Source organism: Pseudomonas sp. B14(2017) (assembly GCF_002113255.1).
Taxonomy (GTDB): Bacteria; Pseudomonadota; Gammaproteobacteria; order Pseudomonadales; family Pseudomonadaceae; genus Aquipseudomonas; species Aquipseudomonas putida_Z.
Map to the genome: position 1 here is coordinate 41,277 of NZ_NEJY01000018.1, position 15,972 is coordinate 57,248.

The following is a 15,972-nucleotide window of genomic DNA, read 5'->3' on the forward strand; positions in this document are numbered from 1 at the left end:
TCATTCACCGCGGATGTATTGCTCCAGTTTGAGGATCAGGTTTGCCTGTTCGGCGATGGTTTCCTTGACCAGGTCACCGATCGACAGCAGGCCGAGCAGCTCGCCATTGCTGACCACCGGCAGGTGGCGCAGGTGGCGGTTGGTCATCAGGTTCATGCAGTACTCGAGGTTCTGCTTCGGTTCCACGGTGACCACCGGCGCACTCATGATCTCACGCACGGGGGTAGCGGCGGACGAGCGGCCCTTGAGCACCAGTTTGCGCGCATAGTCCCGTTCACTGACGATACCCACTACCTGGTTGGCCTCGACCACCGGTAGCGCACCGACGTTTTTCTCCGCCAGCAGCTTCAGGGCGTCGAGTACCGAGTCATCCGGGCCGATGGTGTACACGGTCTGGTGCTGGGACTTGGTCTTGAGGATTTGTTCGACGGTCTTCATACGGGCCTCTGCGGGTGAAAAAAGCGATGTCTCGGAGTAAATAAAGCATCCGGCACGGCGCTCTGCACGGCAATGCAGGAAACGGCATCGAGTCGATTGAAAAACGTCATGAATGGTCGCCTGTACCGGCCTCTTCGCGGGCATGCCCGCTCCCACAGGTTGCGTAATTCCTGTGGGAGCGGGCGTGCCCGCGAAGAGGCCGGTAGAGTTGGCTCAGAGCTTCGGCATCTGCCCGATCCGCGCCACCATCTCGCTCACCACCTGCAAGTCCAGCATGAACTGCTCAACGGTCTTGAACTCGTTGTCGTTGTGCCCGGTGTACTTCACATCCGGCATGGCCAGGCCGAACTGCACGCCGTTAGGCAAGTCGTGTACCGAGGTGGCGCCCGCCGAGGTACCGAACTCGTGCTTCATGCCCAGGTTCTCGGTGGCCACGTCAAGCAAGGCCTTGACCCATTCGCCCTCGGGGTTGCGATACATCGGCTCGTCCAGGCTGTAGTCGAAGGCCACCGAGGTATGGCTCTGCCGGGTCCATTTGCCCAGCTTGTCAGCCAGTTCGTCCTTGATCGTGGCAATTGGCTTGCCTTTCGGAATGCGCAGGTTCACCGCCAGTTTCAGGCCTTTTTCATCCACCCCGACAAAGGTCAGCGAGGCGGTCAGCGGGCCCATGAACGAATCCTTGAAGGCCACGCCGAGCTTGTTGCCCAGGTAGTCCAGGCCCCAGTTGTCGGCGGCATAGCGGGCGGCATCGGTGAAGTGGTTGTGCTTGAGCGGCACATCCTTGCCCAGGCCGTTGATGAAACCAAGCATGCGCGCCACCGGGTTGACCCCGGACTCCGGCTCCGAAGAGTGGGCGGACACGCCGGTCACGGTGAGCAACACCTGCTTGCCATCGGCCTTGGCGGCGATGCTGAAGTCGCCGCCATTACGCTTCACGTAATCGGCGCCGGCTTTTTCCAGCTGGCTGGCCAGCTTCGCCGGGTTGTCGGTGACCAGGGTCGCGACCGAGGTTGTCGGGATCTGGTTGGTGGCCAGGCCGCCGGTCAGGTTGACGATCTCGGCACCCTTGCCACTGGCCTGGCGCTTGCTGAAGCTGGCCATGATCGTGCCGTAGCCTTTCTCGGCGATGACCACCGGGTAGCCGCCATCGAGGGCCAGGTTGTAGTCGGGCGTGGGGTTGCGCTCGAAGTAGTAGGGGATGGCATCACCGCTGGTTTCTTCAGTGGTGTCGATCAGCAGCTTGAACTGGCGAGCTAGCGGCAGGTTCTCGTCCTTGGCCACTTTAAGCGCGTACATCGCCACGACAATGCCGTTCTTGTCGTCTTCGGTGCCGCGGCCGTACATGCGGTCACCGACCAGGGTGACCTTGAACGGGTCCAGGCGCGTGCCATCGGCCAGCTTCCAGTTGTCCGGATTGACCGGCACTACGTCGGCGTGGGCATGGATGCCGACCACTTCCTTGCCGCTGCCCAGCGAAATCTCGTACACCCGGTTGTCGATATTGCGGAAAGCCAGGCCGAAGCTATCGGCCAGGGCCTTGATCTTGTCGGCGATCCTGAGGAACTCGGGGTTCTCGTGCTGCGGCGTGCCTTCGACGTTGAAGGTGGGGATGGCCACCAGTTCACGCAGGGTTTCGCTGGCAGCCTTGCCGTACTTGATGCGGGTATACAGGCCGAGCAGGCGGTTGATCTCGTTCTGCTGCTCGGCGGCCAGTGGCTTGCCGGCCAGGTAGGCATCCAGGGTTGCCGCGAGGTTGTCGGCCTTGGCCAGGTCGCTGCCTTTGAGCTTGCCGAGGAACTGCTTGAAGTCGCTTGGGTCGCTGCCGTCGAAGGCTTTGACGATGGCCGCGGACTGCTGCTGGGTAAGGTTGGCCTGTGCCGGTTGGGTGAACAGGCCGATGCTGGCCAGCAGCAGGGTGGTGGCGGTAAGTTTTTTCAGGTGCATGGTTGTGCGCATTCCTTCGCCAATCATTGTTGTGGGTTGCCCGTCGGGAAACGGGAAGACGCCCACGCTAACACCAATGACCCGTGGCACGGGAGTGCCAGAAACGCGACATGTCGCACAAACGAAAAAGCCCCGGGCACAGGCCCAGGGCTTTTTGATATGGCGCACTCGGCGGGATTCGAACCCACGACCCCTGCCTTCGGAGGGCAGTACTCTATCCAGCTGAGCTACGAGTGCAACGCGCACGCATGATACCCATCTGATCCGATGGCGTCCATCGCCTTGATCTGTAGCCGTTTTTACCTTTCGCCGAGAGCTGCCGACAGCAGCAATCACAAACGCATCTATCCATATGCGATATCGATATTTCCACAGCAGTTATTATGCCCTCTATTCTCTGGTCACAACTTGTTATAACAAGTATTCGATCAGCGAAGAGACCCCATGGCCGAACTGCTCCCCCTGTCCCCGGTACCGCTTTACACCCAGCTCAAGGAATTGCTGCGCGAGCGCATCCTCGACGGCACTTATCCATCGCATAGCCGCATGCCCTCGGAAAGCGAACTGGGCAAGGCTTTCGACGTCAGCCGCATCACTGTGCGCCAGGCACTGGGCGACTTGCAGAAGGAAGGGCTGATTTTCAAGATTCATGGCAAGGGTACCTTCGTAGCCAAGCCCAAGGCTTTCCAGAACGTCAGTACCCTGCAGGGGTTGGGCGAGTCGATGACGCAAATGGGTTACGAGGTGATCAACCGCCTGCGCAGTTTCCGCCATGTGCCAGCCAATGCATTGGTGGCCGCGCGGCTGCAGGTCGAGGAGGGCAGCCTGGTCACCGAGATCCGCCGAGTACGGCTGATCAACCGCGAGCCGGTGTCGCTGGAGCTGACCTGGTTGCCCAAGGCCGTCGGCGAAAAGCTGGAAAAGGCCGACCTTGTCACCCGCGACATTTTCCTGCTCCTGGAAAACGACTGCGGCATTGCCCTTGGCCACGCCGACCTGGCCATCGATGCCGTGCTGGCCGACAGCGACCTGACCCAGGCCCTGGATGTTGAAGAAGGCTCGCCGATCATGCGCATCGAGCGCCTGACCCATGCCGCCGACGGTACGCCACTGGACTTCGAACACCTTTACTACCGCGGCGATGCTTTCCAGTACCGCCTGCGCATCGACCGCCAGAAGGGGAGCAAGGCATGAGCATCCAGACCCAGGACTACGACATCATCGTCATCGGTGGCGGTACCGCCGGGCCGATGGCGGCGATCAAGGCCAAGGAGCAGGACAAAAGCCTGCGCGTGCTGCTGCTGGACAAGGCCAACGTCAAGCGCAGCGGTGCCATCAGCATGGGCATGGATGGCCTGAACAACGCGATCATCCCAGGCCATGCCACCCCCGAGCAGTACACCAAGGAAATCACCGTGGCCAATGACGGTATCGTCAACCAGGCCACGGTGCATGCCTACGCTACCCACAGCTTTGAAACCATCGAGCAACTCGACCGCTGGGGGGTGAAATTCGAGAAGGACGAGACCGGCGACTACGCGGTGAAAAAGGTTCACCACATGGGCGCCTACGTGCTGCCCATGCCCGAAGGCCACGACATCAAGAAGGTGCTGTACCGTCAGCTCAAGCGTGCCCGGGTCGAAATCAGCAACCGTATGGTCTGCACCCGTGTGCTGCTCGATGGTGAAGGCGCGGCCGCTGGCGTGCTGGGTTTCGATTGCCGTAGCGGAGAGTTTCGCGTGGTGCGGGCCAAGGCGGTGATCCTTGCCTGCGGCGCGGCCGGGCGCCTGGGCCTGCCGTCGTCGGGCTATCTGATGGGCACCTACGAGAACCCGACCAATGCCGGTGATGGCTACGCCATGGCCTACCATGCAGGTGCCGAACTGGCCAACCTCGAGTGCTTCCAGATCAACCCGCTGATCAAGGACTACAACGGCCCGGCCTGTGCCTACGTCACCGGCCCACTGGGTGGATATACCGCCAACAGCAAGGGTGAGCGCTTTATCGAGTGCGACTACTGGAGCGGCCAGATGATGTGGGAGTTCCATCAGGAACTCGAGGGCGGCAATGGCCCGGTGTTCCTCAAGCTCGATCATTTGGCCGAGGAAACCATCCAGAACATCGAAGAGATCTTGCACAGCAACGAGCGCCCCAGTCGTGGCCAGTTCCACGCCGGGCGTGGCACCGATTATCGCCAGCACATGGTCGAGATGCATATCTCGGAGATCGGTTTCTGCTCGGGGCATTCGGCGTCGGGGGTGTGGGTCAATGAAAAGGCCGAGACCAGCGTCAAAGGGCTGTATGCCGCGGGCGATATGGCAGCGGTGCCGCACAACTACATGCTCGGGGCCTTCACCTATGGCTGGTTTGCCGGTGTGAACGCTGCGCATTACGTGACCGGGCGCGAATTCGCCGAGGTCGATGCCGAACAGGTCGAGCGCGAGCGCGCGCGGGTGTTTGCCCCGCTGCAGCGTCAGCATGGCCTGCCGCCAGCGCAGGTCGAGTACAAGCTCCGACGCATGGTCAACGATTACCTGCAGCCGCCGAAGGTGACCAAAAAGATGGAAATCGGCCTGGCGCGCTTTGCCGAGATCGAACGTGACCTGGACCAGATGAAGGCCAGTAACCCTCACGAACTGATGCGTGCGATGGAAGTTTCGGTGATTCGCGATTGCGCCGAGATGGCGGCGCGGGCCTCGCTGTTCCGCGAGGAAAGCCGCTGGGGGCTGTACCACCACCGGGTGGACTTCCCTGAGCGCAATGATGGCGAGTGGTTCTGCCATTGCCATCTGAAAAAGGGCGAGAACGGTGAAATGACCAGTTTCAGGAAAGCGGTCGAGCCTTACCTGATTGCGTTGGACGCAGAAGAGCAGACCGCCTACGACCAGCTGCGGGTAAAGGCCGATGCAGCCTAGGCGACGTTGTGTCCTGTGAACACTTCGAAGAACGAGGGCCGCAGGCCCCGAGGACTCCGTGAAATGGCCTACCAGCCGCAAGAAATCTTCTTTCGCAGCAGCGCCCCCGTCACCATCGACGAAGACAAGTGCATCGCCGAAAAAGGCTGCACCGTCTGCGTGGAGGTTTGCCCCATGGACCTGCTGGCGATCAACCCGGCCACGCAGAAGGCCTACATGGCCTTCGACGAATGCTGGTACTGCATGCCCTGCGAAAAGGACTGCCCCACGGGTGCGGTGAAGGTCGACATCCCGTACCTGCTGCGCTGATTCATCCCGCCATCCGGCGCACCACCGGACGCCCTCCTGCTGTGCCCCTCGTTTCCCACCACCCAAGCCGGGCGGCGGAGACGACCCAACTCTTATAACGACTCGAGGGGAAACACCCATGCGCCTTGTTGCAACCGTGGCCGGCCTCGCGCTGGCGCTCACTGGCCTGAATGCCAGCGCCGAAACCATCCGCATCGCCATTGGCACCCAGGACACCACCATCAACTGCGCCACTGGTGGCCTGCTGATACGCGAGCTTGGCCTGCTGGACAAGTACCTGCCGCATGACGGCAAATACAAAGATGCCAAGTATCAGGTGGAGTGGAAGAACTTCACCAGCGGTGCGCCACTGACCAATGAAATGGTCGCTGGCAAACTCGACTTCGGTGCAATGGCCGACTTCCCCGGGTCGTTCAACGGTGTTGCTCACCTGGATGCCGGCAAGCGCAGCCTATTCGTAAGCGTGCTGTCGGGCAGCGTGCACGGCAGCGGCAATGGCATCGTCGTACCGGCGGCGTCCAGCGTGCAGTCGCTGGCTGAACTCAAGGGCAGGACCATTTCCGTGCCGTTCGCCTCCACCGCCCACGGCATGCTGCTGCGTGCCCTAGCAGCCCAGGGCTGGGACCCGCAGAAGGATGTGCGAATCATCGCCCAGGCGCCGGAAATCGCCGGTTCCGCCCTGCGTAGCAACCGCATCGAGGCCCATGCCGACTTCGTGCCGTTCGCCGAACTGTTCCCCAACCGCGGCTTCGCCCGCAAGATCTATGACGGCGCCCAGGCCAACGCACCGACCTTCCATGGCGCTTTGGTCGATGCCGATTATGCGCAGAAATACCCCGAAGTGGTCACCGCCTACCTGCGCGCCAGCCTCGAAGCCGATCGGCTGATCGCTGCGGAACCTGAGAAGTACAGCGAGTTGATCGAGAAAGTCACCGGCATCGAGGCCGAGGTCAATTACCTGTTCCACGGCCCGCTCGGCCTGCAGACCCGCGACCTGACATGGAAGCCTGAATACCGTCAGGCAGTCGCAACCTCCATCGATACGCTCAAGCTGCTTAAAAAGACCGACCGCGGCCTCGACACCGACAAGTTCATCGACGACCAGTACATCCGTGCGGCCTTCAAGGAGGCTGGCCTGGACTACGACAAGGCGCTGAAAGACTACGATCCGCAGCCACTCAAGGCCAATGACGCGCTGACAGGCAAACCGATTACTGACTTCAGCCGCCTGGCACAGATCTGGGTGCGCGGTGAAGGCAAGGTCCGCCACTACGCTTCGCCGGAGGCCGCGCTTGGCGCCTTGGCCCAGCTGGAGCAGGAGGGCAAGGACATCCGCGCCATCTACGCCCAGGCCGCCGACAGCGGAATCAAGTTGCTGGCGAACCAGGCCTGGTTCGTGCGTAACGCCAAGGGTGAACTGGCGGCGTTCCTGCTCAAGGACCAGGCCGAGCAGTATGCCAAGGCCCATGGCGGTGAAGCGCTGGACTTCGTCAGCGCCAACCAGAAGCTGGTCGCCCAGCGCTGACCGGGAGGCACCGACATGACCTGCAACCTCAAGCGCTGGCCGGTGCGCCTGGCTTCGCTGCTGGCCTGCCTGCTGTTCTGGCAGGTCGCGGCGAGCGTGAAGCTGGACCTCGGGCTGCTGACGTTCACCTATGTCCCCACACCGAAGGCGGTGCTGGAAGCTGCCTGGCAGTTGCTGACTTCCAGCACCCTGCTGGCGCACCTGGGCAGCAGCCTGTCACGGGTGTTTGCCGGTTATGGCGCCGCGGCGCTGATTGGCGTGGCCCTGGGGTTGTTGATCGGCCGCTCGAAATGGGCCGAGGACACCCTGATGCCACCACTCGAAGTGCTGCGGCCGATTCCGGCGGTGGCGTGGATCCCGCTGGCGATCCTGATGTTCCCGTCGTCGGAACTGTCGATGGTGTTCATAACCTTCACTGGCGCGCTGTTCCCGATCCTGCTGAACACCGTGCACGGCGTCGAGGCCATCGACCCGCGCCTGGTGGCGTCGGCGCGCAGCCTCGGTGCAGAGCGTTGGTCGATCCTGCGCGAAGTGGTGTTGCCTGGAGCGCTGCCAAGCATCGTCACTGGCCTGGCCATCGGCATGGGGACTTCATGGTTCTGCCTGGTCACCGCCGAGATGATTTCCGGACAGTTCGGTATCGGCTACTACACCTGGGAGTCGTACACCTTGCAAAACTACCCGGACATCATCGTCGGCATGCTGCTGATCGGCGTGCTGGGCATGGGCAGCAGCGCCCTGGTCAAGCGCCTTGGGGAATTGGCCACGCCTTGGTACCGCACGCGGAGGGCCAGCTGATGACCAGTTATCAACCAGCACCAGGGCGTATCGACGGGCGTGGCCTGTCGATTCGACTGGGGCACGGCAGCGAAGCATTCGAGGCGGTGCAGCGTCTGGACTTTGCCGTAGAGCCTGGCGAGTTCGTCTGCATCCTTGGCCCCTCCGGTTGCGGCAAGTCGACGTTGCTTGGCGCCCTGGCCGGGCACCTGGTGCCCAGCAGCGGCCAGTTGAGCGTGGATGGCCAGACCGTTGCCGGGCCGTCACCGCAGCGTGGCATGGTGTTTCAGCACCACACCTTGCTGCCTTGGCGTAGCGTGCTCGACAACGTGGCCTTTGGTCTGAAGATGCAGGGCCAGAGCCGCGCCGAACGTCGCCGGCAGGCTCGTGAAATGCTGCAACTGGTGGGGCTGGCCGACTTTGCCGGGCGCTGGCCCAGTCAGTTGTCCGGCGGTATGCAGCAACGGGCCGAGATTGCCCGGGTGCTGATCAACCGGCCGCGCCTTTTGCTGATGGACGAACCCTTCGGTGCCCTGGATGCGCAAACCCGTGCACGCATGCAGGAGCTGTTGCTGGATATCTGGGCAAGCATCCGCACCACCGTGGTGTTCGTCACCCACGATATCGACGAGGCGCTGTTCCTGGCCGACCGTATCCTGGTGATGAGCCCGCGACCTGGCCGCTTTATCGAAGACCTGCACCTGGAGTTTCCGCGCCCACGCCGCGCCAGCCTGCTGACCAGCCCTGAATTCACTCACCTCAAGCGTCACTGTCTGGCCTTGCTCCGTCACGAGGAAGGCCGCGAACTTCCGCGCCTGACCCCACTGGGCCTGCCGGACACTGAGCACCCACCGCTACGGATCGCGCTATGACTGAACGAACGACTGACAACCCCGACATCCTTGCTCTTCTGCCTCGCCTTGGTGCCGCTGATGCAGGTGTGCGCCGTATCGCCCTGATCGAACTGGCCGACCTGGAAGACCCGGATGGCTTGCCATGGCTCACCGATGCACTACTGGTGGATGCCGCCGACGAGGTGCGTGCCGAGGCCGCGCGCCTGCTCGAGGCCTGGGAAGAACCCGAAGTTGTGCAGGCCCTGTGCGCTGCGCTGGCCGATGCTGCCGAGCCGGTACGGCTGGCTGCCGCCCAGAGCCTCAGCGAACTCAAGAGCCTTGAAACCGGTCACCTGATCCTGCCATGGGTCAAGCATGCCGATGCCTTCGTCCGTGCAAGCGCCCTGCGTGCCTTGCGCGAGCTGCGCCTGGAAGATGCTGCAGAGCCTGCACTGCTGGCCCTGGCCGATGGCGACGCCGCGGTCCGGCGTGAGGCAGTGGGTATTCTTGGCTGGCTCAAGCACCAGCCGGCATTGCCAGCATTGGCAAAGCTTGCCGCAGACGAGCCGGACACCGAGGTGCGTCGCGCGGCCATTGGTGCGCTGGGCCTCGCCCGCGACAGCGCGGTGGTGCCAGCATTGGTGGCTGCATTGGCTGACAAGGCCTGGCAAGTGCGCGAAGAAGCCGCCACCACGCTAGGCAAGGTGGGCCTGGCCCCAGCAGGCCCGGCACTGGTAAATGCCCTTGCCGATGACTTCTGGCAAGTACGTCTGCGTGCGGCGCGGTCCCTGGGGCGGCTGCGTCATGCTGCGGCCCTGGACGCGCTTGGCGAGTTGCTCGGCCACGGCATTGCCAACCTGCGCAAGGAGGCGGCTCTGGCCCTGGGTGAGCTGGGCCAGGCGCGTGCCTTGCCGGTGCTGCAGGCCGCCGAGGCCGATAGCGACCCCGAGGTGCGCAAGGCTGTGCGGATCGCCATGGCGCAACTGCGCGGGGCCTCCTGATGAACGCCCCGCAAGCTATTCGCAACATGCGCGGGCCCGGGCAACTGGTGCTGCAATGGCAAGACGGCGAACACAGCTTCAGCCATGCCCGCCTGCGCGGTGCTTGCCCCTGTTCACAATGCCGAGCGGCACGGCTGCAGGGGAGCATCAGCCTGGTTCGCGATGATGTGCGCGTGGTGCAAATCGAGCCGCAAGGATATGGCGTGCAGCTGGTGTTCAGCGATGGGCATGAGCGGGGTATCTACCCTTGGGCTTACCTGCGTGACCTCAGTGCCCGGTGAGACCTGAATTCGCAAGCGGTCCGCGTACCCTGTGGGAGCGGCTTTAGCCGCGAAGAATCCAACTCGGTGCATGGCACCGGCTGCGCCGGTGTTCGCGGCTAAAGCCGCTCCCGCAGGGGCCCTGCTAATTCAGTGAGTCATGGGCAGTTCTATGAGTACGGGCCCGTTCCCACAGGCTCAGAGCGCAATCAGCTCCGGCCTCAGCCCTTCGACCCGTCGCACCGGCGGCGTCAGGTAGCCGCCATCCCCGGTGATCTGGTGCAGCACCTTCTCCCGCAGCTCGTGAAGTGCCACGCCCGTACGCAACCGTGGGTGTGGCAGGTCGATCTCCACCACCGACTTGATCCGCCCCGGGCGCGGCTCCAGAACCACCACCCGGTCGGCCAGGTAGGTGGCCTCCTCGGCGTCATGGGTGACCAGCAGCGTAGTGATGCCGGCACGTTCGCGAATGGCCAGCAGCTCGTCCTGCAGTTGCTGGCGGGTCAGCGCATCCAGCGCGCCGAACGGCTCGTCGAGCAGCAGGATACGCGGGCTGGCTACCAGGCCTCGGGCGATCGCCACGCGCTGGGCCATACCGCCGGACAGCTGGTGAGGGTAGGCCGACTCGAAGCCGACCAGCCCCACCAGTTGCACGAACTCATGTACCCGCCGCGCGCGCTCACCCTGGGTGAGCGGTTCGTTGACCAGGCCCAGGGCAATGTTCTGTTCCACGCTCAGCCAGGGGAACAGCCGGTGTTCCTGAAACACGATGCCGCGTTCGCTACCAATGCCGCTGACAGTGTGGCCGTCCACACGGATGTTGCCGCTGTAGTCGGTATCCAGCCCTACCAGCAGGCGCAGCAGGGTGGATTTGCCACAGCCGGAAGCACCAACGATGGCGATGAACTCACCCTGGTTGATCGACAGGTTGAAGTTGCGGATGGCTTCCAGCGGCTGGCCATCGACGCTGAACACTTTGCCGACCCCCTCGAAGCTGACCAGGGGCGGGGTGACGTCGGGCTGGTTGGCCGCGTGCAGGTGCGAGGTATTGAAGGCGTTCATGCGGTTCTCCAGCGCGTGGCGCGCGATTCGAGGCGTTGTCCAAGGGTGCCGAGCAGGGCGCCGACCAAGCCGATCAGCAGCATGGCGGCCATTACCTGATCCATGCGGAACAGTTGCTGGGCGCCGATCATCAGGCTGGCGATGCCACCGTCCGAGGGCATGAAGTATTCGGCACCGATGGTGCCCAGCCAGGCGTAGATCAGCGACAGGCGCAGGCCGGCAAAAATGGCCGGGGCTGCGCCGGGCAGCACCAGCAGGCGCAGGCGTTGCCACAGGTTCAGGCGCAGGGTGCGCGCGGCTTCACCCAGCTGCGGCGAGAGGCTGGCGATACCGCGCTGGGTGGCGATCAGCAATGGGAAGAACGCAGCCATGCCGACGAATACCTGCTTGGCCCCTTCACCCAGGCCGAACCAGGCTGTGAGCAGCGGCACCCAGGCAAACAGCGCCACCTGACGCAAGGCCGACAGGCTTGGCCCGAAGATACGTTCGGCATTGGCCGAAAGCCCCAACAGCAAACCGACCAGCAGGCCAGCGCTACCGCCCAGCAGCAAGCCGGCCAAAGCGCGCTGCAGGCTCAGCAGCAAGGCTTGCGGCAGCGAACCATCGGCCAGGCCGGTCAGCAGGGTGCGCAACACTTCAAGTGGCGAGGTCAGGATATTGCTGTCGACCCAGCCAAAGCTGCTGCTGGCCTGCCACAGGGCCAACAGTGCCAGTGGCAGCAGCAGGCTTTGCCAACCCCGCGGCACGGGGCCACGGTGCTGCTCCCCTGTGGCCGCTTGCGGCCAGTACAGCAGGCGCTTTTCCAGGGCCGAGAAGCCGCGCTCCAGCAGTGCGCCGACCAGGCCGATCACCAGGATGCACAGCAGCACCAGGTCGAGCATGAACAGCTGCCGTCCCCACACCATCAGGTAGCCAATCCCTTCGCTGGAGGCCAGCAGTTCGACCGCCAGCAGCGAGGTCCAGCCGGTGGCCAGGGCCAGGCGTACGCCGGTGAGGAAGGCGGGCAGGGCAGCCGGTAGCAGCAGGCGCAGGAACAGTAGATGGCGAGGCAGGCGCAGCACCGCAGCGGCCTCTCGCAGCTTGGGCTGGGCATCGCGTACACCGACCAGCGTGTGCAAGGTAACGGGGACCACCACGGCTTTCACCAGCACCACTAGCTTGAGCAACTCACCGATCCCGAAGAACAGCATGAACAACGGGATCCAGGCCAGGGTAGGTATCTGTGCCAGCGCCACGAAGGTTGGCAGCACCAGCGTCTGCGCCCGCCGCGAAGCACCCAGCCAGACCCCCAGCAGCAACCCGCTGCCGATGCCGACCGCCAGCCCCCAGAACAACCGCTGCAAGCTTATCCACAGGTGCCCCCACAGCTCGCCGGAGCCAAACTCCACCGCGCTCTGCCACACCAATGCTGGCGCCGGCAGAATCTGCTCGCTCATCCAGTGCTCCCGGCTGGCCACCACCCACAGCAGTGCAACCAGCACAGGCAAGACCCAGGGCAACAAGCGGGCGCGATCCTTGTGGGAGCGGCCTTGCGTCGCGAAAGGGTCGCGCAGCGACCCCCGGAACAATCCCCGACCTCTGCTCAGAATTCCATTCATCGGCCATCTCTCGAAGCGTTGTTAGATTATTCATTTATGGAATTAAAAATTCTAAAAAATGACTTTCAAGAGATAAGAGCATGCGCTTCATGCATACGGAAGCCCCTCGCCGTTGCGTTTTCCTCATATTTTCCATGCGTTTTCCGCAAGCCAGCCGCAGGCCCGCATACCGCCTGATTTATGCCTTCCAGTTACTGAAGAATGAAGTTTTGATCTTTGTAGGTTCTAACCAGACCTGCCTAGCTTCTGGCCAAAGCGCCGGCCATCGCCGGTGGCAGCCTGCCAAGGAGCCTTGCCATGAAAACCCCGCTGCGCCACCTGATCACCGCCCTTGGGCTGGCCTTCACCCTCAGCGCCCACGCAGCTGAAGCGGCCAAGCCAGCAAGCATCCGCATCGCCGTGCCCGACCTCAGCGCGGGCAGCAAGCCCAGCGCCGGTGGCGTGGTCGACGTGCTGCGTGACCAGCAACTGCTGGAGAAGGAATTCGCCAAGGACGGCATTCGCATCGACTGGCACTTCTTCAAGGGCGCCGGGCCGGTGGTGAACGAAGCGTTGGCCAACGGTCAGGCCGATTTCGCCTACCTCGGCGACCTGGCCGCCATCGTCGGCAAGGCCAATGGCCTGGACACCCGCGTGCTGTCGGCGGGGGTACGTGGGGTGAAGAGCTACCTGGGCGTGGTGCCCGGTTCCGGCATCAAGACCCTGCACGACCTCAAAGGCAAGCGCGTGGCGGTGTTCCGTGGCACCGCCAACCAGCTGTCGTTCGCCAGCGCCCTGGCCAGCCAGGGGCTTAGCGAGCGCGAGCTGAAGGTGATCAACCTGGACTTCAACGCCGCCAATGCCGCGCTGGCCGCCAAGCAGATCGACGCCACCTGGGGCCTGTCCAACCTGCTGTCGCTGCGCGAGCGCGGGCTGGTCGAGCTACCGGTCAACTCGCGTGACCTGGAAGGCGCCGGCAGTACCCAGGCGGTGCTGCTGGGCACTGGCGATTTCATCCGCAAATACCCCGAGCTGGTGCAGCGCCTGGTCAATGCCCAGCAACAGGCCAGCGCCTGGCTGCGCGACGAACACAACCGCGAGGCCTATGTCGAGCTGGTGGCCAGCAATGCCAACTGGCCGCGCAGCATCCTCAACGACGACCTGGCCAAGGAAGACCTGGCCCATTACTTCGATCCACGGCTGGACGCCGAATTCGTCGGCCAGTTGCAACAGGGTGTGGACCTGGCCGCCAAGGAGCGCCTGATCCGCCGTGGCTTCCAGGTGGCCGACTGGATCGAACCACGTTTCCTCGACGCCGCCCTGCAACAGAAACAGGCCGTGCAGGCCGCCCGCTGAACCCCGAAAACCCGACAATGACCGCAAGGACACGACCATGAGCAACGCCGCCCTGGCCACCGCGCCACAAACCCTCGAACTCGACATCCACCCGGTTGCCGGCCGCATCGGTGCCGAAATTCGCGGGGTGCAATTGTCCGCCGACCTTGATGCCGCCACCCTCGACGCCATCCAGGCCGCGCTGGTGAAGCACAAGGTGATCTTCTTCCGTGGCCAGACCCACCTGGATGACCAAAGCCAGGAAGCCTTCGCCAAGTTGCTCGGTGAGCCGGTCGCCCACCCCACCGTGCCGGTGGTGGATGGCACAAGCTACCTGTTGCAGCTCGATGGTGCCGAAGGCCAGCGGGCCAACTCCTGGCACACCGACGTGACCTTCGTCGACGCCTACCCCAAGGCCTCGATCCTGCGCAGCGTGGTGGTGCCGGCATCCGGTGGCGACACCGTGTGGGCCAACACCGCCACGGCCTACCAGGAGCTGCCCGAGCCGCTGCGCGAGCTGGCCGACAAACTGTGGGCGGTGCACAGCAACGAATACGACTACGCCAGCGTGAAGCCCGATGTGGACCCGGCCAAGCTGGAGCGCTATCGCAAAGTGTTCACCTCCACGGTGTACGAGACCGAGCACCCGGTGGTGCGCGTGCACCCGATCAGTGGCGAGCGGGTGCTGCAGCTGGGGCATTTCGTGAAGCGCATCAAAGGTTATTCGCTGGCGGATTCGCAGCACCTGTTCGCGGTGCTGCAAGGGCATGTGACGCGCCTGGAGAACACCGTTCGCTGGCGCTGGCAGGCGGGGGACGTGGCCATCTGGGATAACCGCGCGACGCAGCATTATGCGGTGGATGATTACGGGACCCAACCGCGGGTGGTGCGGCGGGTGACCCTGGCGGGTGAGGTGCCGGTCGGGGTGGATGGGCAACTCAGCCGCACTACGCGTAAAGGCTGATATCGCCGGGGCCGCTTTGCGGCCCTTTCGCGACACAAGGCCGCTCCTACAGGCGATCGCATACCCTTGTAGGAGCGGCCTTGTGTCGCGAAACGGGGGCAAAGCCCCCGCCAGCTACAACTCGGTATCACAGGCAATCAATTGTCTGACCAGCCCCTGAGCCAACGGCGATAGCCCATACCCCACCCGGCTCACCACCCCATAACGGGTATAGAACGCTTCTTCCTGCTCCACCGTCAGGTCGGCCAGCTGCAATGCCACCAATCCCCCGTCACGCTGATACGGCCGCAAGTTGGCATTGCAGGCAATGCCGATGGTGTCCGAATGCATCACCACATTCAGCAGTGCATAGCCATGCTCGCACTCCACCGTCGGCAGAAAATCCTGCCGACCGCTGAGGTCGCTGAGGATCTTGCGGATGTTCGGCGGGCGGAAGGTGGTAGCCAGTGGGTAGTCGAACAGGTCGCGCGCCCGCACGCTCTCGCGCTCGGTCAACGGGTGCCCGACGCGGCAGCAGAAATGCCAGCGCTGCGGCGTCAGCTTGTGCACCTGGTAGTCCGGGTCGGACTCGAACTGGCGGGTGTCAGCGACGAAGAACTCGATCTCCTCGGCAACCAGCTTGCGGTTCAGCGCCTGCCAGTTGTCCACCTGGAAGCAGGTACGTGCCGCGGGGTATTCGGCGACGAAGCGTGCCACCGCCCGCGGTACCAAACCCCCTGCCGGCGCCGGGCCGGAGCCGAAGCGCACCACGCCGGTAGTGGCACCGTTGAACTGGTGGATCTCGTTGACCAGGTTGTGCGCCCCATGCACCAGCCGCCGCGAATGCTCCAGCACCAGCAGGCCCTGGCGAGTCGGCGCCAGCTCCTTGCTGGCGCGGTCCACCAGGCGGCAGCCGATGTTGTGCTCGAGGGTCTGGATGCTGCGGCTGAACGCTGATTGCGACAGGTTCACCGCAGCCGCCGCAGCAACGAAGCTGCGGTGCTCGACAAGGGCAATGTAGTGGCGCAGCTGACGGAGATCGATATGCATTTT

The 15,972-nt window shown here is 63.6% G+C and carries 15 protein-coding genes and 1 tRNA gene; 10 read left to right on the forward strand and 6 right to left on the reverse strand.

Annotation, left to right across the window (positions count from 1 at the left end; genetic code table 11):
* The 3 genes from CAG34_RS18980 to CAG34_RS18990 all read right to left on the reverse strand — a co-directional run bounded on the left by CAG34_RS18980 (position 1) and on the right by CAG34_RS18990 (position 2,619).
* Positions 1-438, reverse strand: coding sequence for a CBS domain-containing protein (locus CAG34_RS18980; RefSeq protein WP_025337291.1), 438 nt, complete (start codon positions 436-438; stop codon positions 1-3).
* Positions 439-651: 213 nt separating this feature from the next.
* Entirely contained in the window at positions 652-2,382 is a 1,731-nt protein-coding gene (locus CAG34_RS18985) for a dipeptidase (RefSeq protein ID WP_158091103.1), read from the reverse strand.
* A gap of 160 nt (positions 2,383-2,542) precedes the next feature.
* Positions 2,543-2,619 (reverse strand) — tRNA-Arg (locus CAG34_RS18990).
* 207 nt (positions 2,620-2,826) lie between these two features.
* On the opposite strand from CAG34_RS18990, the gene CAG34_RS18995 reads away from it, so the two are divergent.
* From CAG34_RS18995 to CAG34_RS19030, 8 genes are all read left to right on the forward strand, one after another.
* Positions 2,827-3,576: a GntR family transcriptional regulator gene (locus CAG34_RS18995; RefSeq protein WP_015268562.1), complete on the forward strand. Its 750-nt coding sequence runs from the start codon at positions 2,827-2,829 to the stop codon at positions 3,574-3,576.
* Positions 3,573-5,297, forward strand: coding sequence for a fumarate reductase/succinate dehydrogenase flavoprotein subunit (locus tag CAG34_RS19000; RefSeq protein WP_085591790.1), 1,725 nt, complete (start codon positions 3,573-3,575; stop codon positions 5,295-5,297). The genes CAG34_RS18995 and CAG34_RS19000 overlap by 4 nt, the downstream gene beginning before the upstream one ends.
* Before the next feature lie 63 nt (positions 5,298-5,360).
* Positions 5,361-5,606: a ferredoxin family protein gene (locus CAG34_RS19005; RefSeq protein ID WP_008096634.1), complete on the forward strand. Its 246-nt coding sequence runs from the start codon at positions 5,361-5,363 to the stop codon at positions 5,604-5,606.
* Between the two features lie 118 nt (positions 5,607-5,724).
* The gene (locus CAG34_RS19010; protein WP_085591792.1) at positions 5,725-7,131 is read left to right on the forward strand and encodes an ABC transporter substrate-binding protein; all 1,407 of its coding nucleotides are present in this window, start codon (positions 5,725-5,727) and stop codon (positions 7,129-7,131) included.
* A 15-nt stretch (positions 7,132-7,146) separates the two neighbouring features.
* The gene (locus tag CAG34_RS19015; protein WP_085591794.1) at positions 7,147-7,929 is read left to right on the forward strand and encodes an ABC transporter permease; all 783 of its coding nucleotides are present in this window, start codon (positions 7,147-7,149) and stop codon (positions 7,927-7,929) included.
* Positions 7,929-8,780 carry an ABC transporter ATP-binding protein gene (locus CAG34_RS19020; RefSeq protein ID WP_085591796.1) on the forward strand — a complete coding sequence of 284 codons (852 nt, stop codon included), beginning with the start codon at positions 7,929-7,931 and terminating at the stop codon, positions 8,778-8,780. Before CAG34_RS19015 ends, CAG34_RS19020 begins: the two co-directional genes overlap by 1 nt.
* Positions 8,777-9,742: a HEAT repeat domain-containing protein gene (locus CAG34_RS19025; protein WP_085591798.1), complete on the forward strand. Its 966-nt coding sequence runs from the start codon at positions 8,777-8,779 to the stop codon at positions 9,740-9,742. Before CAG34_RS19020 ends, CAG34_RS19025 begins: the two co-directional genes overlap by 4 nt.
* On the forward strand, positions 9,742-10,023 hold the full coding sequence (locus CAG34_RS19030) for a gamma-butyrobetaine hydroxylase-like domain-containing protein (RefSeq protein WP_085591800.1): 282 nt from the start codon (positions 9,742-9,744) through the stop codon (positions 10,021-10,023). The genes CAG34_RS19025 and CAG34_RS19030 overlap by 1 nt, the downstream gene beginning before the upstream one ends.
* 177 nt (positions 10,024-10,200) lie before the next feature.
* Here the strand turns inward: CAG34_RS19030 and CAG34_RS19035 are convergent, their stop codons facing one another.
* Together CAG34_RS19035 and CAG34_RS19040 are read right to left on the reverse strand one after the other, a co-directional pair.
* Positions 10,201-11,064 (reverse strand): ABC transporter ATP-binding protein, encoded by an 864-nt coding sequence (locus CAG34_RS19035; protein ID WP_025337300.1) that lies wholly within the window; start codon positions 11,062-11,064, stop codon positions 10,201-10,203.
* Positions 11,061-12,662 (reverse strand): ABC transporter permease, encoded by a 1,602-nt coding sequence (locus CAG34_RS19040; RefSeq protein WP_256573566.1) that lies wholly within the window; start codon positions 12,660-12,662, stop codon positions 11,061-11,063. Before CAG34_RS19040 ends, CAG34_RS19035 begins: the two co-directional genes overlap by 4 nt.
* Positions 12,663-12,959: 297 nt before the next feature.
* Here CAG34_RS19040 and CAG34_RS19045 point away from each other — a divergent pair, with 297 nt between their 5' ends.
* Positions 12,960-13,997, forward strand: coding sequence for an ABC transporter substrate-binding protein (locus tag CAG34_RS19045; protein WP_085591802.1), 1,038 nt, complete (start codon positions 12,960-12,962; stop codon positions 13,995-13,997).
* A 37-nt stretch (positions 13,998-14,034) separates the two neighbouring features.
* Positions 14,035-14,940 (forward strand): TauD/TfdA family dioxygenase, encoded by a 906-nt coding sequence (locus CAG34_RS19050; RefSeq protein ID WP_085591804.1) that lies wholly within the window; start codon positions 14,035-14,037, stop codon positions 14,938-14,940.
* 114 nt (positions 14,941-15,054) lie between these two features.
* Here the strand turns inward: CAG34_RS19050 and CAG34_RS19055 are convergent, their stop codons facing one another.
* On the reverse strand, positions 15,055-15,969 hold the full coding sequence (locus tag CAG34_RS19055) for a LysR family transcriptional regulator (RefSeq protein WP_075044302.1): 915 nt from the start codon (positions 15,967-15,969) through the stop codon (positions 15,055-15,057).
* Between the last annotated feature and the right edge of the window lie 3 nt (positions 15,970-15,972).